General features: G+C 68.2%; 13 protein-coding genes and 1 other RNA gene. 9 read left to right on the top strand and 5 right to left on the bottom strand.

Translation table 11 applies throughout. The features are described from left to right. Positions 1 to 109 precede the first annotated feature (109 nt). Complete coding sequence (locus GGR33_RS19025; RefSeq protein WP_183508119.1) at positions 110 to 478, top strand: DUF6481 family protein; 369 nt, start codon at positions 110 to 112, stop codon at positions 476 to 478. A 29-nt stretch (positions 479 to 507) separates the two neighbouring features. Continuing rightward, the gene (locus tag GGR33_RS19020) at positions 508 to 711 is read left to right on the top strand and encodes a hypothetical protein (protein ID WP_183508117.1); all 204 of its coding nucleotides are present in this window, start codon (positions 508 to 510) and stop codon (positions 709 to 711) included. A gap of 82 nt (positions 712 to 793) precedes the next feature. On the opposite strand, the gene GGR33_RS19015 is transcribed toward GGR33_RS19020, so the two are convergent. From GGR33_RS19015 to pepN, 4 genes are all read right to left on the bottom strand, one after another. Continuing rightward, positions 794 to 1,330: a Dps family protein gene (locus GGR33_RS19015; protein ID WP_183508114.1), complete on the bottom strand. Its 537-nt coding sequence runs from the start codon at positions 1,328 to 1,330 to the stop codon at positions 794 to 796. 157 nt (positions 1,331 to 1,487) lie between these two features. Continuing rightward, on the bottom strand, positions 1,488 to 3,878 hold the full coding sequence (locus GGR33_RS19010; RefSeq protein ID WP_183508112.1) for a PAS domain-containing sensor histidine kinase: 2,391 nt from the start codon (positions 3,876 to 3,878) through the stop codon (positions 1,488 to 1,490). A gap of 442 nt (positions 3,879 to 4,320) precedes the next feature. Beyond that, entirely contained in the window at positions 4,321 to 5,376 is a 1,056-nt protein-coding gene (locus tag GGR33_RS19005) for an HD-GYP domain-containing protein (protein WP_183508111.1), read from the bottom strand. 316 nt (positions 5,377 to 5,692) lie between these two features. Beyond that, on the bottom strand, positions 5,693 to 8,326 hold the full coding sequence (gene pepN / locus GGR33_RS19000) for an aminopeptidase N (RefSeq protein ID WP_183508109.1): 2,634 nt from the start codon (positions 8,324 to 8,326) through the stop codon (positions 5,693 to 5,695). 126 nt (positions 8,327 to 8,452) lie between these two features. Here pepN and gloA point away from each other — a divergent pair, with 126 nt between their 5' ends. Further along, a complete protein-coding gene (gene gloA / locus GGR33_RS18995; protein ID WP_183508107.1) occupies positions 8,453 to 8,893 on the top strand; it encodes a lactoylglutathione lyase in 441 nt (146 codons plus the stop codon). Between the two features lie 129 nt (positions 8,894 to 9,022). On the opposite strand, the gene GGR33_RS18990 is transcribed toward gloA, so the two are convergent. After that, complete coding sequence (locus tag GGR33_RS18990; RefSeq protein WP_183508105.1) at positions 9,023 to 9,184, bottom strand: hypothetical protein; 162 nt, start codon at positions 9,182 to 9,184, stop codon at positions 9,023 to 9,025. A gap of 197 nt (positions 9,185 to 9,381) precedes the next feature. Here GGR33_RS18990 and rnpB point away from each other — a divergent pair. From rnpB to GGR33_RS18960, 6 genes are all read left to right on the top strand, one after another. Beyond that, positions 9,382 to 9,776, top strand: an RNA gene (gene rnpB, locus GGR33_RS18985) — RNase P RNA component class A. Positions 9,777 to 10,133: 357 nt separating this feature from the next. Then, entirely contained in the window at positions 10,134 to 11,183 is a 1,050-nt protein-coding gene (gene rsmH / locus GGR33_RS18980; protein ID WP_284212039.1) for a 16S rRNA (cytosine(1402)-N(4))-methyltransferase RsmH, read from the top strand. Continuing rightward, on the top strand, positions 11,180 to 11,614 hold the full coding sequence (gene ftsL / locus GGR33_RS18975) for a cell division protein FtsL (protein WP_183508101.1): 435 nt from the start codon (positions 11,180 to 11,182) through the stop codon (positions 11,612 to 11,614). Before rsmH ends, ftsL begins: the two co-directional genes overlap by 4 nt. 125 nt (positions 11,615 to 11,739) lie before the next feature. Continuing rightward, positions 11,740 to 13,500 (top strand): peptidoglycan D,D-transpeptidase FtsI family protein, encoded by a 1,761-nt coding sequence (locus GGR33_RS18970; protein WP_284212042.1) that lies wholly within the window; start codon positions 11,740 to 11,742, stop codon positions 13,498 to 13,500. A gap of 39 nt (positions 13,501 to 13,539) precedes the next feature. Next, entirely contained in the window at positions 13,540 to 15,009 is a 1,470-nt protein-coding gene (locus GGR33_RS18965) for a UDP-N-acetylmuramoyl-L-alanyl-D-glutamate--2,6-diaminopimelate ligase (RefSeq protein ID WP_183508099.1), read from the top strand. 2 nt (positions 15,010 to 15,011) lie between these two features. After that, the gene (locus GGR33_RS18960; protein ID WP_210302090.1) at positions 15,012 to 16,481 is read left to right on the top strand and encodes a UDP-N-acetylmuramoylalanyl-D-glutamyl-2,6-diaminopimelate--D-alanyl-D-alanine ligase; all 1,470 of its coding nucleotides are present in this window, start codon (positions 15,012 to 15,014) and stop codon (positions 16,479 to 16,481) included. Positions 16,482 to 16,568: the final 87 nt, after the last annotated feature.

Raw genomic sequence — 16,568 nt, 5'->3', positions numbered from 1 at the left:
CTCCGCAACCGCACTCGAAGCCGCTCCCGATGGGGCGGCTTCTTCGTTTGTCGTAACCTGCCCCCTCCAGGCCGGGCCATCGGGGCCGCGGCCGCAACAAGGACGCTACGTGAGCTTCATCAACCAGAACGCCCTCGATGACCGTCTCTCCGCCCAGCAGAAGGCCCGCCAGGCCATGGTGGAGCGCTTCCGCCAGCGCCCGAGCGCCGACGATCCGGCCGTGATCGCGCGCAACGCCGAGCGCAAGGCCGTCGCCGAGGCCCGCGCCGCCCGCGCCGAGGAGCGCGAGCTCGCCCGGATCGCAGACGAGGAGCGCAAGGCCGCCGAGAAGGAGGCCGCCCGCCAAGCCGAGATCGCCCGCAAGGCCGCCGAACTCGAAGCCGCCGCCGAGCGCGCCCGCGCCCAGCAGGCCGCCCAGAAGGCCGAGCGCGACGCGCGCTACGCGGCCCGTAAGGCCAAGATCAAGCTGCGGCGCTGAGCGCCGCCCCCTTTCGGAAGGAGGACGTCATGTCCCACAAGTACAAGCTCGGCCAGCGCGTGAAGCGCCTCGGACCGACCCCCACCAACGACAAGACCGGCTTCGGCGACGTCGCCGAGATCGTCCGCCTGATGCCGGCCGACGCGTCCGGCGAGGTCTCCTACCGCATCCGCTCCGGCATCGCCGAGCGCGCCGTGCGCGAGGACGAGATCGAGATCGAAGAAGCGGCCTAACCGGCGGCTTCGCCTCGCGGCACGAAAAAACCCCGCATCCTGCGATGCGGGGTTTTTCCCGTTGCCGTGAGGGCAGGATGGCTCAGTGGCCGCCCTGCGTGGCGTCGCGGGTGATCTCGTAGAGGAACCAGGTGCGGCGCTCGGACTGGTCGATCCACTCCTCGAGCAGGCTGGTGGTCGACACGTCGTTGGCCTCGTCGGTGACCTCGTGCAACTCGCGCATGTTGGCGGTGAGGTTGCGGTTGTCGTCGCGGAGTTCCGCGAGCATGTCGAGCGGCGAGACGTAGTCGGCATCATTGTCCGGCACGCGCTTCAGCTTCTCGGCCTGGCCGAGCGAGCGGAGGGTCACGCCGCCGATCTTGCGGGCGCGCTCGGCGACGTCGTCGATGATGCCGAAGATCTGGTCGCCCTGCTCATCGAGGAGCAGGTGGTAATCGCGGAAGTGCGGCCCGCTCATGTGCCAGTGGAAGTTCTTCGTCTTGATGTAGAGGGCGAAGAGATCCGACACCAGGACCGTGAGGCCCTGGGCGATCTTCTTGGTGTCGGCCGGATCGAGATCGGTCGGGGTGTTGAGGCGGTCGCTGGCGACGCGCAGGTTCGGCTGCTTGGCCTTGGCCATGGGAGTTCTCCGTTCGCTTGCCGTGAATGGCTTCGAGGGGAGGCTCGCCACCCGGGAGCCGCTCCTCACGCCCGGTGAATGAGCGGCGAAACCGAAGGTTCCCAGCTGCATGGCCGCGCTGCGGGAAACGGATAGCTTAGAGCGATTCTAAGAATTTTTAGCCGGCTGCGGCGGCGCGTCCGTCGGGCCTCGGCGTGGCGCCCGAGACGAGGCGCAGCGAGTCCACGGTGACCTCTGCGCTCGGCCGGGAGAGGGCGGCGAGACGCTCGGGCGTCGGGGCAGGCAGCCGCACCATCACGATGGTGCCGACGCCGACATCCGAGCGGATCCGCAGGGCGCCTCCATGCAGCTCCGCCGTCGAGCGGGCGATGGCGAGGCCGAGCCCCGAGCCGCGATGACAGCGCGTCAGGTTGTTCTCGACCTGCTCGAACGGCTTGCCGAGCTTGGCCAGCGCGGTCTTCGGGATGCCGATGCCGCTATCCTCGACGAAGAGATGCACGTTGGTGCCGCAGCTGCGGCCTCGCACCAGCACGCGCCCGCCGGACGGCGTGAACTTCACCGCGTTCTGCAGAACGTTTCCGAGGATCTGGATCAGGGCGCGCTCGTCGGCGAGCAGGCGCAGGCTCGGCTGCATCTCGACCCGCAGGCCGACGCCCTTCGCCTTGGCGGCGATCTCGACGAGCTTCACGGCATCGCGCACGGCGTCCGAGGCGGCGATCTCGCGGCGGTCGAGGCTGACGCGCTTGGCCTCGATGCGGGCCATATGGAGGATGTCGTCGATGACGGAGAGCAGGTAGGTGCCGCTCTCCTGTATGTCGCGGCAATAGCTGACGTAGCGCGGATCGCCGAGCCGTCCGTAGACCTCGCTCTCCATCAGGTCCGCGAAGCCCATGATGGCGTTGAGCGGCGTGCGCAGCTCGTGGCTCATATTGGCGAGGAACTCGGATTTCGCCTGATTGGCGATCTCGGCCTTGGCCTTCTGGTCGAGATGCTGCTCGGCGAGGTCGGCGAGCTGGTGGGTCTGGAGCTCGAGGGTCCGGCGGGAGCGTTTGAGGTCCTTCACCGTGGCGAGCAGCTCGCGCTCGGATACAACGAGCTTGTCGTGCTGGCGCTTGAGGCCGGTAATGTCGGTGCCCACCGAGACGTAGCCGCCATCCTTGGTGCGTCGCTCGGAGACCTGCAGCCAGCGCCCGTCGGTCAGCTCGACCTCGAAGGTGCGGGCGGAGGGGCTGGCGCGGCCAACGTCGGGCAATTCGCGCCGGACCGGCGGCAGCACGCCGCGGCCCATGATGTCGGCGTATCGGCGGCCGGGCTGGGCGTCGTCGGCGGAAAGGGCGTGCAGGTCGCGGAATTTCGAGTTGCACAGCACGAGGCGGTTCTGGTCGTCCCAGAGCACGAAGGCCTCGGAGATGGCCTCGACCGCGTCGCGCAGGCGCATGTCGGCGGTGGCGGTGGATTCGGCGAGCCGGCGCTGTTCGGTGACGTCGACGGCGATGCCGACGAGGTGGCGGCTGCCATCGGCCTCGTCGTGCACGATCTCGGCGCGGGTGCGCAGCCAGATCCATTCGCCTGAGGCGCCGCGCATGCGGAATTCGTGATCGATGGTGGAGTCGATGGCCGCGAGCTGACGGGCGAGGCTGTAGAGGTCGCCGTCGTCGGGATGCACCAGATCGTTGACGTCGCCGAACGAGAGTAGGCCCTTCTCGGCCGGGTAGCCGAGCATGGCGTACATCGAATCCGACCAGAAGATCTCGCCGCGCGGAATATCCCAGTCCCACAGGCCGCAGCGGCCGCGGCCGAGCGCCGTGTCGAGCCGGCGGCGAACTTCGTCGCACACCCGATCGGCGGCGTGTGCCCGGCGGCTCTGGAGCGTGTAGGCGGCGCCGATGCCGACGACGACGAGCGCGGTGGATCCGAACAGCACGGCGAGCGTGCAGAGCCGCTCCCACCAGGCTGCCGTCACGTGGGCAACCGGCCGGATCACGGCCACTTGCCCAGCCCCGTTGGGCAGGCTGTGGACGGCGGCGATCGCCTCGGCCCCGTCGGCAAGGCGCAGGACCATCGCGCCGGCGGTCTCGGCGAGGGTACCGAGGGCCTGATCGGCTCCGAGCACGGCGGTCAGGGTCGAGGGCAGGCGGCCCGGTGCGGGGAAGGCGGCGACGATCCGGTCGTCGCGCCCGGCAACGAAGATCTGGCGGCCGGCATGGGCGCCGGACGACATCAAGGCGTGGAGGCGTTCCTGGGCGGAACTGCGGGCGGTCTCGTTGGAGATGCCGTTTTCGCCGATCGCCGCGGCGGTGAGCCGGGCCAGGCCTTCGACCTCGAGGTGGGCGATGCGCACCGCCTCGGCGTGCTGCATGCGCAGGTGAAGGGTGATGACGGCGAGCAGGCAGAGCAGGAAGCCGGCCAGCATGCCCGGCACCGCGATACGCAGCCAGGTCTCGGCCCGCATCACCCGTTCATGGGCCGGATTTCGCGGTCGCCGGATCCCGAGGATCGTATCGGCGCGCACGCGCGCGGCCAGGGAAGCGGAAACCGCCTCCGGCATGACTAACCCCCACTCAATTCGGCTGAAACGCCCCGCAGCGGTCACTCACGCCCCGCCACGAATCGTATTCACATTGAGCACTCAGAGGGGCGATTTGTCCACGATTTTTATGGATCGTTTTGTTGACTCTTTAACGATGATGCGACTCGGAGAGGTTCTCGCGACAGACTCGAAAAGCGTATCGTTTGCAGAGTCTTAGGTGGAGAGACTCAGTCGACGTCCGGCTTCTGCAAACAAGCGTCTTTTTCGATTACGGAAACGGGGTGCCGGAATCTGGCGCAACGGCACGTTCGGTGGCCGGCAAACGCGGATTTTCGGCGCTGGTTTTCCCAGGGGTGTTGCGAAAACGTCGCCAGGACGGCCAGCCTCCATTCGGCGGCCCTCTCGGAGGCGTCGGCGCGACTGTCGCGGGCCTCAGTCGGGAGCCCGGCCGGGCTACCAGTCAGCGCTTGACGATGGCCTGCTCGAAAGCTGCCAGGAGGTCGCGGTCGAGCTTGCCGCCCATGCTGTGCAGAACCCGAAGCGCTTCCCCATGGCCCATCGGTGCTCGGTAGGGCCGGCGTTCGATCAGCGCCGCATAGATGTCGCAGATCGTGATGAGGCGGACGCGGTCGCTGATGGCGTCGCCCTTGAGCCCATCCGGATAGCCCGATCCATCGAGCATCTCGTGGTGATGGAGCACCACGTCGAGGGTCTGCGCATCGAAGCCGGTCGCCTTGATCAGCAACGCGTGGCCGAGTGCGGCATGCGTGCGCATGATGCGCATCTCGTCATCGTCGAGGCGGCCCGGCTTGTTGAGGATCTTGAGCGGGATCTTGGCCTTGCCGATGTCGTGGATCAGGGCAGAGCGCACGAGGTGTAGCCGATCGCTGGCCGAGAAACCGACATGCAGTGCCAGTGCGGCGGCGAGCCCGGCGACCAGCATGCAGTGCTGGTAGGTGGCGTCGTCGAAACTCCAGACGATGTCGAGCCAGCGCACCAGTCCGCCATCCGCCACGGCGGTGAGGATCGGGTCGACGCCCGTCTCGAAGGCGTCGACGTCGAGCGACTGGTCTGCCCGCGCGGCGTCGAGCAGCGTGGTCAGGGCGCGTCCCGCCCGTCCGATGGCCCGGGTGATGGTGAGATCGATCAGCTCGCGTCGCGGATGGGTCTTTGCGAGGAAGGTTTCGGCAACGACGTGCGGAGCCGTCCTCGCCGCGAGGCAGACATCGGCACCGACGGACTTCGCGTCGGCGAAGCTGCGCGCGCTGCGGTTGCGCATCAGCAGCACGAGAGGCGCGTCGCCCGGCACGGCCAGTTCGCGTAGCTTGCGCACGGTTTCCTTGGCCTGGGAGCGGACGATGTCGACATCCGCGATGATGCCGGCGAGGGGAGCGGGCTCGGTCCAGGGCTCGTCCATGCCGAGGACGCGGCAATCCACGGCCGGCTCCAGCGCAGCGGCGATCTGCGCACTCCGGTCGGGGCGGTCCGTCAAAAGAAGGGCAACTGGATCGCGCATGGCCCGTCCGGAGCAAACAGCTCATCCGCCGGCCAGGGGAAACGATGGCCGGCGAAGCAGTGCCCTACTTTTGACCACCGCGAGTTAATTTATGTTTTCCACCCCGGTTTTTTCATCGGTGCAGCCAATTCTGGGGGCGCATGGTGAACCGCGAGCGACATCATGGAAATACAGTCGTTGAATTAGATATCGGCCTCAGTTCTACAATGTGGAGTCAGGTTGAACAAAGCACTGTCTGGCATCTGGTATGCCAGATTGTGATATTCAGTATAGGCTGATGCTGCGTCTCAATGCAGACGTTGCTGACTGTTCGTCTTCAGTTTTGAAGGCTGCGGCCGGCGATGTCGGCGACGTCGCGCGACAGGCCTTCCGCCGCTGCGATCCCCCGCAAAGCCGCCTCCGCCGCAGCCCGCCGTGCCGGCTCCAATTGCCGCCACGAGCCGAAAGCGGTCAGCAGGCGTGCGGCGATCTGCGGGTTGCGCCTGTCGAGCGCCATCACCGTTTCGGCGACCAGCGCATAACCGGCGCCGTCCGCCCGGTTGAATTGCGTCGCGTTCGACAGGCTGAACACACCCACCAGCGAGCGCACGCGGTTCGGGTTGGTGATCGAAAAGGCGGGATGCTGCTGCAACCTGCCGATGCGGGCGAGAGTGCCGTCCTCAGCGATGGCAGCCTGGATCGCGAGCCATTTGTCGAGGATCAGCGGCTCGTCGGCATAGCGCTCGGCGAAGGCCGCGAGCTCGATCTCACGCGGCTCGCCGGGGATCTGCGAAAGCGTGGCGAGGCCGGCGAGCCGGTCGGTCATGGTGGTGGCGTCTGCGATCTGCGCGCGGGCGAGCGCCGTGCCGCGCTCCGGGTCGGCCACCGCGATCAGGTCGAGGGCGGCATTGCGGAAGGCGCGCCGGCCGGCCGAGGCGGCATCCGGGCTGAAGGGCGCACCCGCAGGCTCGGCGAGTGTTTCGCGCAAGGCGAAGAGCGGCTCGCATAGCCGCGCGGCGATCGCCTGGCGCAGGCGGCGGCGCGCGGAAAGGATCGCGTCCGGATCGATGTTCGCGCCAATCTCGCTCGCCACCTCGCCCTCGGTCGGCAACGCCAGCATCAGCGCCGCGAAGGCCGGATCGTTGAGCGCCTCTTGATCGAGAAAGGCCGCCAGCGCGTCGGCGAAGCCCTCGGCGCCGTCGAGCTGCTGCGCACCGCTGCGGGCCGCCTCGATGACGATCCGGAGCGCCACGCGCTGCGCGGATTCCCAACGGTTGAAGGCATCGGGGTCGTGGCGCAGCAGCGTCAGCCGCTCGGCATCGCTGAGGCCGATCTCGACACGCACCGGCGCCGAGAAGTCGCGAAACAGCGAGGGCACCGGTTGAGAAGCGACGTTCTCGAAGACGAGGCTGTCCTTGGGCTTGTCGAGCACGAACACGCCGCCTCGCACGCGCTCGCTCTTGGCATCGAGCGGGCCGTGCTCGCCGACGAGCCCGAGCGCCACCGGGATCACCAGCGGAGGCGCGTCGGCGCCCGCGCCGGGACGGGTCTGGCGGAAATCGAGCCGATAGGTCTTTGCAGCCGCATCGTAGTGACCGGAGACGGCGATGCGAGGCGTGCCCGGCCGCTCGTACCACTGCGCGAAATGCGAGAGGTCGCGGCCGGTCTCGGTGGCGAAGGCCGACAGAAAGTCCTCGACGGTGGCCGCGGTGCCGTCGTTGTCCGCGAAGTAGCGGTCCATGCCCTTGCGGAAGGACTCCTCGCCGATCAGCGTCTTGAGCATCCGCACGATCTCGGCGCCCTTTTCGTAGACGGTCGCCGTGTAGAAGTTGTTGATCTCGGCGTATTGCTTCGGCCGCACCGGGTGAGCGAGCGGGCCAGCATCCTCCGGGAACTGCCGGGCACGCAGGGTGCGCACCTCGCTGATGCGGTGCACGGCGCGAGAGCGCATGTCGGACGAGAATTCCTGATCGCGGAAGACCGTGAGGCCCTCCTTCAGGCAGAGCTGGAACCAGTCCCTGCAGGTGACGCGGTTACCCGACCAGTTGTGGAAGTATTCGTGCGCGATGATCGCCTCGATATTGGCGTAGTCGGCATCCGTCGCGGTCTCGGGGCTGGCGAGCACGTATTTGTCGTTGAAGATGTTGAGGCCCTTGTTCTCCATCGCGCCCATGTTGAAGTCGGACACGGCGACGACGTTGAACACGTCGAGATCGTAGGCGCGGCCGAAGACGTCCTCGTCCCACTTCATGGAGCGGGCGACGGCATCGAGCGCGTAGTCGGCCCGCGCCTCCTTGCCCGGCTCGACATAGACGCCGAGGCCGACCTGTCGGCCCTCCGACGTGGTGAAGCGCCCGCTCACGCTGCCGAGCCGTCCGCCGACGACGGCGAAGAGATAGGCCGGCTTCGGATGCGGGTCCTGCCAGATCGCGTAATGCCGGTCAGTGTCGGGGACGTCGCCGCTCTCGACCGGGTTGCCGTTGCCGAGCAGCACCGGCGCCTCCTCGCGCGAGGCCTCGATGCGCGTGGTGTAGATCGAGAGAATGTCCGGACGGTCGAGGAAATAGGTGATCCGGCGAAAGCCATCGGCCTCGCACTGCGTGCAGTAGACGCCGCTGGAGCGGTAAAGCCCCATGAGCTTGGTGTTCGCCGTCGGGTCGATCTCGGTCTCGATCGACAGCGTGAACGGGCGCTGCGGCGGCCGGTGGATCGTCAGCCCCGACGGCGTCGCCGTGTAGGCGTTCTCGAGCATGACCTCGCCGTCGAGGGCCACGGCCACCAGCTTCAACTCGTCTCCATCGAGCACGAGCGGCGCCCCGGGCACACCCTCCGGGTTCGGCCGCAAAGCCAGCACGGCCGTCACCCGGCTCGCATGCGGATCCAGGCGGATGTCGAGATCGACGCGGTCGATGAGGTGGTCGCTCCGCTGGTAATCGGCGAGGCGGATCGTCGGGGGCGTCTCGGTGCGCATGCGGACTCGACCTTCGGCTCGGACGGTGTGCGCCCTCTATCGAGTCCGCTGCGCGCGAGCGCAACCGTTGACGGGCGCCGGCGCGAGGCCATCTAGCCGCTCACAGCACGGAGCCTGGATGCGACGATGAAATACCTGCACACGATGGTCCGCGTCGCGGACCTCGACAAGGCGCTCGACTTCTACGTGAACACCTTCGGCCTCAAGGAAGTCCGCCGGGTCGACAACGAGAAGGGCCGTTTCACCCTGGTCTTCCTCGCCGCGACCGACGACGTGGCCCAGGCGGAGGCCGAGAAGGCGCCGCTGATCGAGTTGACCCATAACTGGGATCCCGAGACCTATTCGGGCGGCCGCAACTTCGGGCATCTCGCGTATCAGGTGAACGACATCTACGCCTTCTGCCAGCAGCTGCAGGACAAGGGCGTGACCATCAACCGGCCGCCGCGCGACGGCTACATGGCCTTCGTGAAGTCGCCGGACGGCATCTCGATCGAACTCCTGCAGAAGGGCGGCGCCAAGGAGCCGCAGGAGCCGTGGAAGTCGATGGAGAACACCGGCAGTTGGTAGGCCATCCTTCCATCGTCATGCCGGGGGCGCGAAGCGCAACCCGGCATCCACCCGAGATGCAGTGCCCCGTCGTGGATTCCGGGTTCTCGCCTGTGGCGAGCCCCGGAATGACGGGCGAGTAACATCGGTCTAAACGCTCACCGCCGGCGTGATGCCGAGTTCGGCGAGCTTGGCGGCGACCGCCTCGATGGGCCGCTTCAACCGCATGCTGATCACCGGCACCGGCACGCCTTCGCGGGCCAGGGTGCGCAACTGTTGGACGGTTTCCAGGGTCCAGTTCGTCTCCGTCATGGCGAGACCTCCTTCACGGGGTGACGGCAGGCCCGGCGCGTGAAGGCGCAGGGCCTCCTTGGAAATGAGTTTGGCGCCGTGCCCCTGCGCCGGCAATGGATCGCCGAAAATCCGTGCAGGCCTGAACTTTGGGCAAACGGCCCGATTGGCGAATGTCCTTGACCGTATCGCTCCGCGCGGCGCACATCCGCCGCGGATCAGTCGGCCGGGCGGCCGCTCCGCCTTCGGGTGGGGAGGAAAGTCCGGGCTCCATGGAGAGACGGTGCCGGATAACGTCCGGCGGGGGCGACCCCAGGGACAGTGCCACAGAGAGCAGACCGCCCCGCTTGCGGGGTAAGGGTGAAAGGGTGCGGTAAGAGCGCACCGCGGACGCGGCAACGCGGACGGCATGGCAAACCCCACCGGGTGCAAGACCGAATAGGGGTGACACGCACTCCCCGAGAGGGGAGGGCAGGCCGGCTCTCCAGGCCCGTCGCCCGGGTTGGTTGCTCGAGGCGGTCGGTGACGATCGTCCCAGAGGAATGGCCGCCACGTCCGGGTGTCGCAAGGCGCCCGGGCCCTACAGAACCCGGCTTAAAGGCCGGCTGATCTCCCCGCTTTCCAACGCCGTTTCCCAGCGGATTCCCGGCCTCGATTGACGCTCGGTTAACCTTGCTCGGGTCTTTATCGAGGGGTCCATTTCCGTTCGGCCACGCTCGTTGACGGCGCTCGAAACCCCATGGTACCCGGCTCGAACCCGCTAAAGGTGATTTTCGGATCGGCCGCCTCTCGCCCTGGTTGTGAGAGGAGTGATTTTGCGCGAGCTTTTGGCCGGCGTCCCGCCAGCCGCAACGCCTCCGCCCGAATTGCCATTGCGCGCCCCAAGCGCCCTGCAGGAAATCATGAGCTGGATCGCATCCCAGATTCCGCAGTTGGATTCGGTTCCAGCATTGGCACGGGAGGTCGTTTCGTGAGCCGCTCCCCTCGCATCAAGAGCGCCGCCGCCGAAGGCCCCCACGTTCCCGTCCTCCTCAACGAAGTGATCGAGTCGCTCGCCCTGCAGGGTCCTGGCCTCGCGGTCGACGGCACCTTCGGCGCAGGCGGCTACACCCGCGCATTGCTCGATGCGGATACCTCTGTGCGCGTCATCGGGATCGATCGCGACACCGCGGCGATCACCGGCGGGGCTGCCCTCCAGAAGAAGGCTGGCAAGCGCCTCCGTCTCGTCGAGGGCCGCTTCGGCGAGCTGGATTCCCTCGTCGAGGCCGAGGGCGAGCCGCATGCCGACTGGGTCGTGCTCGATATCGGCGTGTCGTCGATGCAGCTCGACCAACCCGAGCGCGGCTTCTCCTTCCGCAACGACGGTCCTCTCGACATGCGCATGTCGAGCCAGGGCCAGAGCGCCGCCGACCTCGTCAACGAGGCGGACGAGGAATGGCTCGCCGACATCTTCTTCCATTACGGCGAGGAGCGCCGCGCCCGCGCCGTGGCCCGTGCCATCATCGAAGCCCGCCGCCGCGCGCCGATCCAGACCACCGGCCAACTCGCGGAGCTCATCGCGGGTGTGGTGCGGGTCGATCCCGGCAGCCACATCCATCCGGCGACCCGCAGCTTCCAGGGCCTGCGCATCGCCGTGAACGACGAACTCGGCGAGCTGGTCGCGGCGCTCCACGCGGCCGAGCGCATCCTGCGCCCCGGCGGACGTCTCGCCGTCGTGACCTTCCACTCGCTGGAAGACCGCATCGTGAAGCAGTTTCTCTCGGCTCGCAGCGGCCGCGCGGTCCAGGCCTCACGGCATGTGCCGAGTGTCGAGCGCCCCGTGCCGCGGAGCTTTGCGCCCGTCACCAAAGGCCCGGTGCTGCCGAGCGACGAGGAGTGCCGCGTCAATCCGCGCGCCCGCTCCGCCAAGCTGCGCGCCGCCGAGCGCACCGACGCCCCCGTACCCGAGCCGCTCGACGCGGTCCGGGAACTCGCCATCCTTCCGGCGACCGCCGGCCTCCGGGGAGGATCGCGCCGGTGATCCGTATTCTCAATATCTTGGCCGTGCTCGGGCTGATGGCGTCGGCCGTCCACGCGTACTCGACCAAGTACGACACGCTCTATCAGGCGGCGCAGGTCTCGAAGCTGAAGAGCCAGCTGCACAACGAGCGCCAGGCCATCGCCGTGCTGCGCGCCGAATGGCAGCTCCTCACCCGTCCCGACCGGCTCCAGGCCGCCGTCGAGCGCCACCTCGCGCTCGAGCCGATCGGCATCGAGCATCTCGCCCGGATGTCCGACCTGCCGGCGCGTCCCGATCGCGGCGATGAGATCGGCCGGCTGCTCGCCGCGACCTCGACGCCCAAGGAAAAGACTGCGACCCGGGCCGACGAGCCGCGCACCACCGGCTCGATCACCCGCTCGACGACGACCCGCACCGTCAGCACCCGCACGCCTGCCACGGCTTCGAGGTAGTCATCGTGTCCGAACACCATCCGCAGGATCAGGGCGCGCCGGCCGCTGGCGAGCACGAGGCTCACGAAACGGTTCAGCCGGAGCTCCCGGCCGAGCACGCCGCGCAGGCCTATGACGAGGGAGGCGTGCCCGAGCGCATCGTCGCTACGGAGCCGCGCGAGCCATTCCTGCTGCGTCTCTACCGCACGATGTTTCGCCTCGCGATCGAGCGGTCCTACACGCGCGTCGGCATCGTCGGGCTCGGCTTCGGTGCTGTCTTCTGCGCGATCTCCATCCGTCTCGTGATCATGGCCTCGACGCCGAGCTCCGGCAACGACGACCATCGCATAGCGGCCTCGGCGACCACCGCGATCCGCCCCGACATCATCGACCGCAACGGCGAGATCCTGGCCACGGACATCCGTACGGTCTCGGTCTTCGCCGAACCCCGGAAGATCTACGACAAGGACGAGGCGGTCGAGCTGCTCACTGCCGTCCTGCCCGAGCTCAACGCCACGGACCTGCGCGCCAAGCTCTCGACCAAGAAGGGCTTCGTCTGGGTCAAGCGCGAGATCACGCCGAAGCAGCAGCAGGAGGTCCACCGGTTGGGTCTCCCCGGCATCGGCTTCCTGCCCGATCACAAGCGCGTCTACCCGAACGGCGTCGCCGCGGCGCACATCATCGGTGCGACCAACCTCGACAATATCGGCATCGCCGGTATGGAGAAGTACATCGACAACCAGGGCAACGGCGCCCTGAACAGCCTCGGCTTCGTCGCCAAGCAGGCAGATCTCGCGCCGGTCCAGCTCTCCCTCGACCTGCGTGCCCAATTCGCGGTGCGCGACGAGCTCGTGAAGGGTGTCGAGCACTTCAAGGCCAAGGCCGGCGCCTCGATGATCCTCGACGTGACCACCGGCGAGGTGATCGCGCTCGCCTCCTATCCGGATTTCGATCCGAACGAGCCGAAGGACGCGCTCGCGCCCGACCGCATCAACCGCATGAATGTCGGCGTCTACGAGATGGGCTCGACCTTCAAGGCGATGACCCTCGCCATGGCGCTCGATTCCGGCAAGTACAACGTCAACTCGACCTTCGACACGCGCGGCGGCGCGATGCATTGGGGTCGCCAGACCATCCACGACTACCACGCGACTGGCCGCGTCCTCACCATGCCGGAGGTGTTCACGCACTCCTCCAACATCGGTTCGGCCAAGATGGCGCTCGGCGTCGGCATCCCCGGTCACCAGGCATTCCTGCGCAAGATGGGTCTGCTCGATCGCATGCGCACCGAACTGCCGGAGAGCGCCTCGCCGATCCTGCCGCCGCGCTGGAGCGAGATCAACACGATCACCATTGCCTTCGGCCACGGTATCGCGGTCGCGCCGATCCAGGCCACCGCTGCCGTCGCCGCGATCATCAACGGCGGCGACTTCATGGTCCCGACCTTCCTCAAGCGGGACGAGGCCACGGCGCGCGCCAAGGCGACCCACGTGCTCTCGGCGCAGAATAGCGAGGCCATGCGCTTCATCATGCGCCTCAACGCCACCGAGGGCTCGGCGAAGAAGGCCTCGATCCCGCTCTACTATGTCGGCGGCAAGACCGGCACGGCGGAGAAGGTCATCGGCGGCCGCTACAACAAGAACCGCCTGTTCACGACCTTCATGGCGGCCTCGCCCATGAACGATCCGAAGTATCTGTTCGTGACGCTGATGGACGAGCCGCAGGGGCTGCCTGAGACCGGCGGCTACGCCACGGCGGCCTACAATTCGGGTTCGGTGACGGGTAAGATCATCGAGCGCGTCGCGCCGATCCTTGGCCTGCCGCCGCAATTCGATCCGCCTGCGAGGCCGTTCCCGCAAATGGTCAAGGCCGGCGCCTACCACGTGAACATGGTCGACGGCCGGTGAGGGTGGTTTGATCCTGGCTCTAGTCACGGGCGCGGCGCGATGACGGCATCGACACTGCACGGCCTGTTTCCCGACGCGGAGGCCGGCGACCGCCCCGTCACCGCCATTACCGCAGACAGCCGCAAGGTCGCGCCCGGCGGAGTCTTCGTCGCGATCCCGGGCATCAAGGCCGATGGCCGGCTCTTCGCAGCAAAGGCTGCGGCTGCCGGCGCGGTCGCCGTCGTCGGTGAAGGCGAGCGCCCTTCGGACCTCCCGTCCGGGACGGCCTGGATCGCGGTGCCCGACGCGCGCCGCGCCCTCTCGCTCGCCGCGGCGCGCTTCTCCGGGCGGCAGCCGGAGACGGTCGTCGCCGTCACCGGCACTGCCGGAAAAAGTTCGGTCGCCGACTTCGTCCGCCAGATCCTGTCGCGGATTGGCCGGGAATCGGCGAGCCTCGGCACGGTCGGTATCGTCACGAACAAGGGCGCGGCCTATGGCTCGCTGACGACGCCCGACCCGGTCACCCTGCACGAGACCCTGGCCCAGCTCGCCGATGACGGGATCACCGATCTCGCCATGGAGGCCTCCTCGCACGGCATCGAGCAGCGCCGCCTCGACGGCGTCGTGCTGGCAGCGGCCGGCTTTACCAATCTCGGGCGCGATCATCTCGATTATCACCCGACCGTCGAGGATTACCTCGAAGCCAAGCTCCGACTGTTCACGACACTGCTGCCGAAGGGCCGGCCAGTGATCGTGAATGCCGACGGCGCCTATGCCGAGCGGGTTATCGGCACGGCCGATGCGGCCGGGCACGAGGTCCGCACTACGGGCCGCGCCGGTCACTACATTCGTGTCGAGGACGTTCGACCCGAGGGCTTCTCTCAGGCGCTGAGCCTGCAGGGCCCCGGCAAGGATGGCGAGACCGCCTATACCGTCCGGCTGCCGCTCGTCGGCGAATTCCAGATCGAAAACGCCCTCGTCGCCGCCGGTCTCGCGCTGGCGACGCCGGGTGGCGCGGCCGATCCGGCCGGTGTCTTCGCCGCGCTCGAAACGCTGACCGGCGTGCCTGGCCGCATGGAGCGCATCGGCGAGGCCAATGGCGGCCTTTGCCTCGTCGACTACGCCCACAAGCCGGAGGCCCTCGAGCACGTGCTGATGGCATTGCGGCCCTTCGCGACGAACCGCCTCGTCCTGGTGTTCGGCTGCGGCGGCGACCGCGATACCGGCAAGCGGCCGATCATGGGCGAGATCGCCCAGCGCCTCGCCGACCGGGTCATCGTCACCGACGACAATCCCCGCACCGAGGAGCCGGCCGCGATCCGCGCCGCGATCCTCGCACAGGCTCCGGGGGCGGAAGAGATCGGCGATCGCGCCGAGGCGATCCGCACGGCGGTGCGTGGGCTGCAGCCCGGCGACGTGCTGGTCGTGGCCGGCAAGGGTCATGAAACCGGCCAGATCGTGGGCGACCGCGTGCTCCCATTCTCGGACCACGACGCGGTTCGCACCGCTATCGCTGAGCTGAAGGGGTGACGATGGACATCGGCGACACGCCGCTCTGGACGCGCGAGGCGCTTCAGGCGGCCACCGGCGGCAGCCTGCAGGGCGAGCCCCGCGCCGTCACGGGCGCCTCGATCGACACCCGCACGCTCCAGCCGGGCGACCTGTTCTTCGCCATCCGCGGCGAGGCCCGCGATGGCCACGACTTCGTTCAGTCGGCCCTGGAAAAGGGCGCGGGCGCAGCCGTTGTTGCCCAGAGCCGCGCCGGGGAGTTCGCAGGAATCGGACCCGTGCTCGCGGTGCCGGAGGGCGGAGAGGATGCGGTGCTCGACGCCATGCGCGCCCTCGGCATTGCATCGCGCGCCCGCTCTCATGCCGGCATCGTCGCGGTGACGGGGTCGGTCGGCAAGACCGGCACGAAGGAAGCCCTGCGCCACGTCCTCTCCGCGCAAGGTGAGACCCACGCCTCGGTCGCCTCCTACAACAACCACTGGGGCGTGCCGCTGACCCTGACGCGGATGCCCGAGACCGCGCGCTACGGCGTCTTCGAGATCGGCATGAACCACGCCGCCGAGATCGTGCCGCTCGCCGCGCAGGTCCGCCCGCAGGCGGCGCTCGTGGTCACCGTCGAGCCGGTCCATATCGAACACTTCCGCTCGCTCTCGGCCATCGCCGACGCGAAGGGCGAGATCTTTTCCGGGCTCGAACCCGGCGGCGTCGCGATCATCAACCGCGACAACCCGAACTTTTCGCGGTTGCTCGCCCATGCGCAGGCCTCGCGGGCCGGCCGCGTCGTCACCTTCGGCGAGCACGAGGAGGCGGATGTCCGCGCGAACCGCATCGTCACGCGGCCAGACCTCTCGGTGGTCGATGCCACGGTTATGGGCGTGCCCGTGACCTACCAGCTCGGCACGGCCGGGCGGCACGTCGCCATGAACTCGCTCGGCGTCCTCGCAGTCGTCCATTCCCTCGGGGCTGATCTCGCCCGCGCGGCGATCTCGCTCGCCGGGCTGAAGCCGCCGGTCGGCCGCGGCGAGCGCACCGCGCTCACCATCGAGGACGGCGAGGCCTTCCTCGTCGACGAGAGCTACAACGCCAACCCGGCCTCGATCCGCGCCGCCCTCGCGACGCTGGCGGGCATCGAGGTGACGGGACGGGGTCGCCGCATCGCCGTGCTCGGCGACATGCTCGAACTCGGCGCCTCCTCCGAACAGCGGCATCGCGAACTGGCCGACGCGGTGCGTGCCAGCGGAATCGACCTCGTCTTCACCGCCGGCACCATGATGCGCCACCTGTTCGAGGCGCTACCCATGGCGCATCGCGGCGCGGCCGCCGCCACCTCGGCTGAACTCGTCGATGCGGTGCTCGGCGGCCTTCGCCCCGGTGACGCGGTGATGGTGAAGGGCTCGAACTCGATCCGCATGGGCAGGATTGTGGAAGCGGTGAAGGCTCGCTATGCGGGCGCCACCGATCCGCGCGATGCGCAATTCAAGGCTGCTCCCTGACCCCTCGACGGCGGCTCCCTCCCGGCGCGGCCGTGCCCTCCAGATCTCGCTGACCGGTGCAGACCCTGCCGCCGGACGCGACCAGAG

The sequence above is a fragment of the Methylobacterium brachythecii genome (assembly GCF_014196345.1).
GTDB classification, from domain to species: Bacteria; Pseudomonadota; Alphaproteobacteria; order Rhizobiales; family Beijerinckiaceae; genus Methylobacterium; species Methylobacterium brachythecii.
The sequence above is the reverse complement of the archived record's forward strand: the minus strand, read 5'-3'. Positions and strand labels throughout refer to the sequence as shown.

Excerpts from the sequence above, each read along its gene's own strand:
- GGR33_RS19005 (WP_183508111.1), bottom strand. The coding sequence starts at position 5,376 with ATGCGCGATCCAGTTGCCCTTCTTTTGACGGACCGCCCCGACCGGAGT.
- GGR33_RS19020 (WP_183508117.1), top strand. The coding sequence starts at position 508 with ATGTCCCACAAGTACAAGCTCGGCCAGCGCGTGAAGCGCCTCGGACCG.
- GGR33_RS19015 (WP_183508114.1), bottom strand. The coding sequence starts at position 1,330 with ATGGCCAAGGCCAAGCAGCCGAACCTGCGCGTCGCCAGCGACCGCCTC.
- GGR33_RS19010 (WP_183508112.1), bottom strand. The coding sequence starts at position 3,878 with ATGCCGGAGGCGGTTTCCGCTTCCCTGGCCGCGCGCGTGCGCGCCGAT.
- GGR33_RS18960 (WP_210302090.1), top strand. The coding sequence starts at position 15,012 with ATGGACATCGGCGACACGCCGCTCTGGACGCGCGAGGCGCTTCAGGCG.
- pepN (WP_183508109.1), bottom strand. The coding sequence starts at position 8,326 with ATGCGCACCGAGACGCCCCCGACGATCCGCCTCGCCGATTACCAGCGG.
- GGR33_RS18990 (WP_183508105.1), bottom strand. The coding sequence starts at position 9,184 with ATGACGGAGACGAACTGGACCCTGGAAACCGTCCAACAGTTGCGCACC.
- GGR33_RS18965 (WP_183508099.1), top strand. The coding sequence starts at position 13,540 with ATGACGGCATCGACACTGCACGGCCTGTTTCCCGACGCGGAGGCCGGC.
- gloA (WP_183508107.1), top strand. The coding sequence starts at position 8,453 with ATGAAATACCTGCACACGATGGTCCGCGTCGCGGACCTCGACAAGGCG.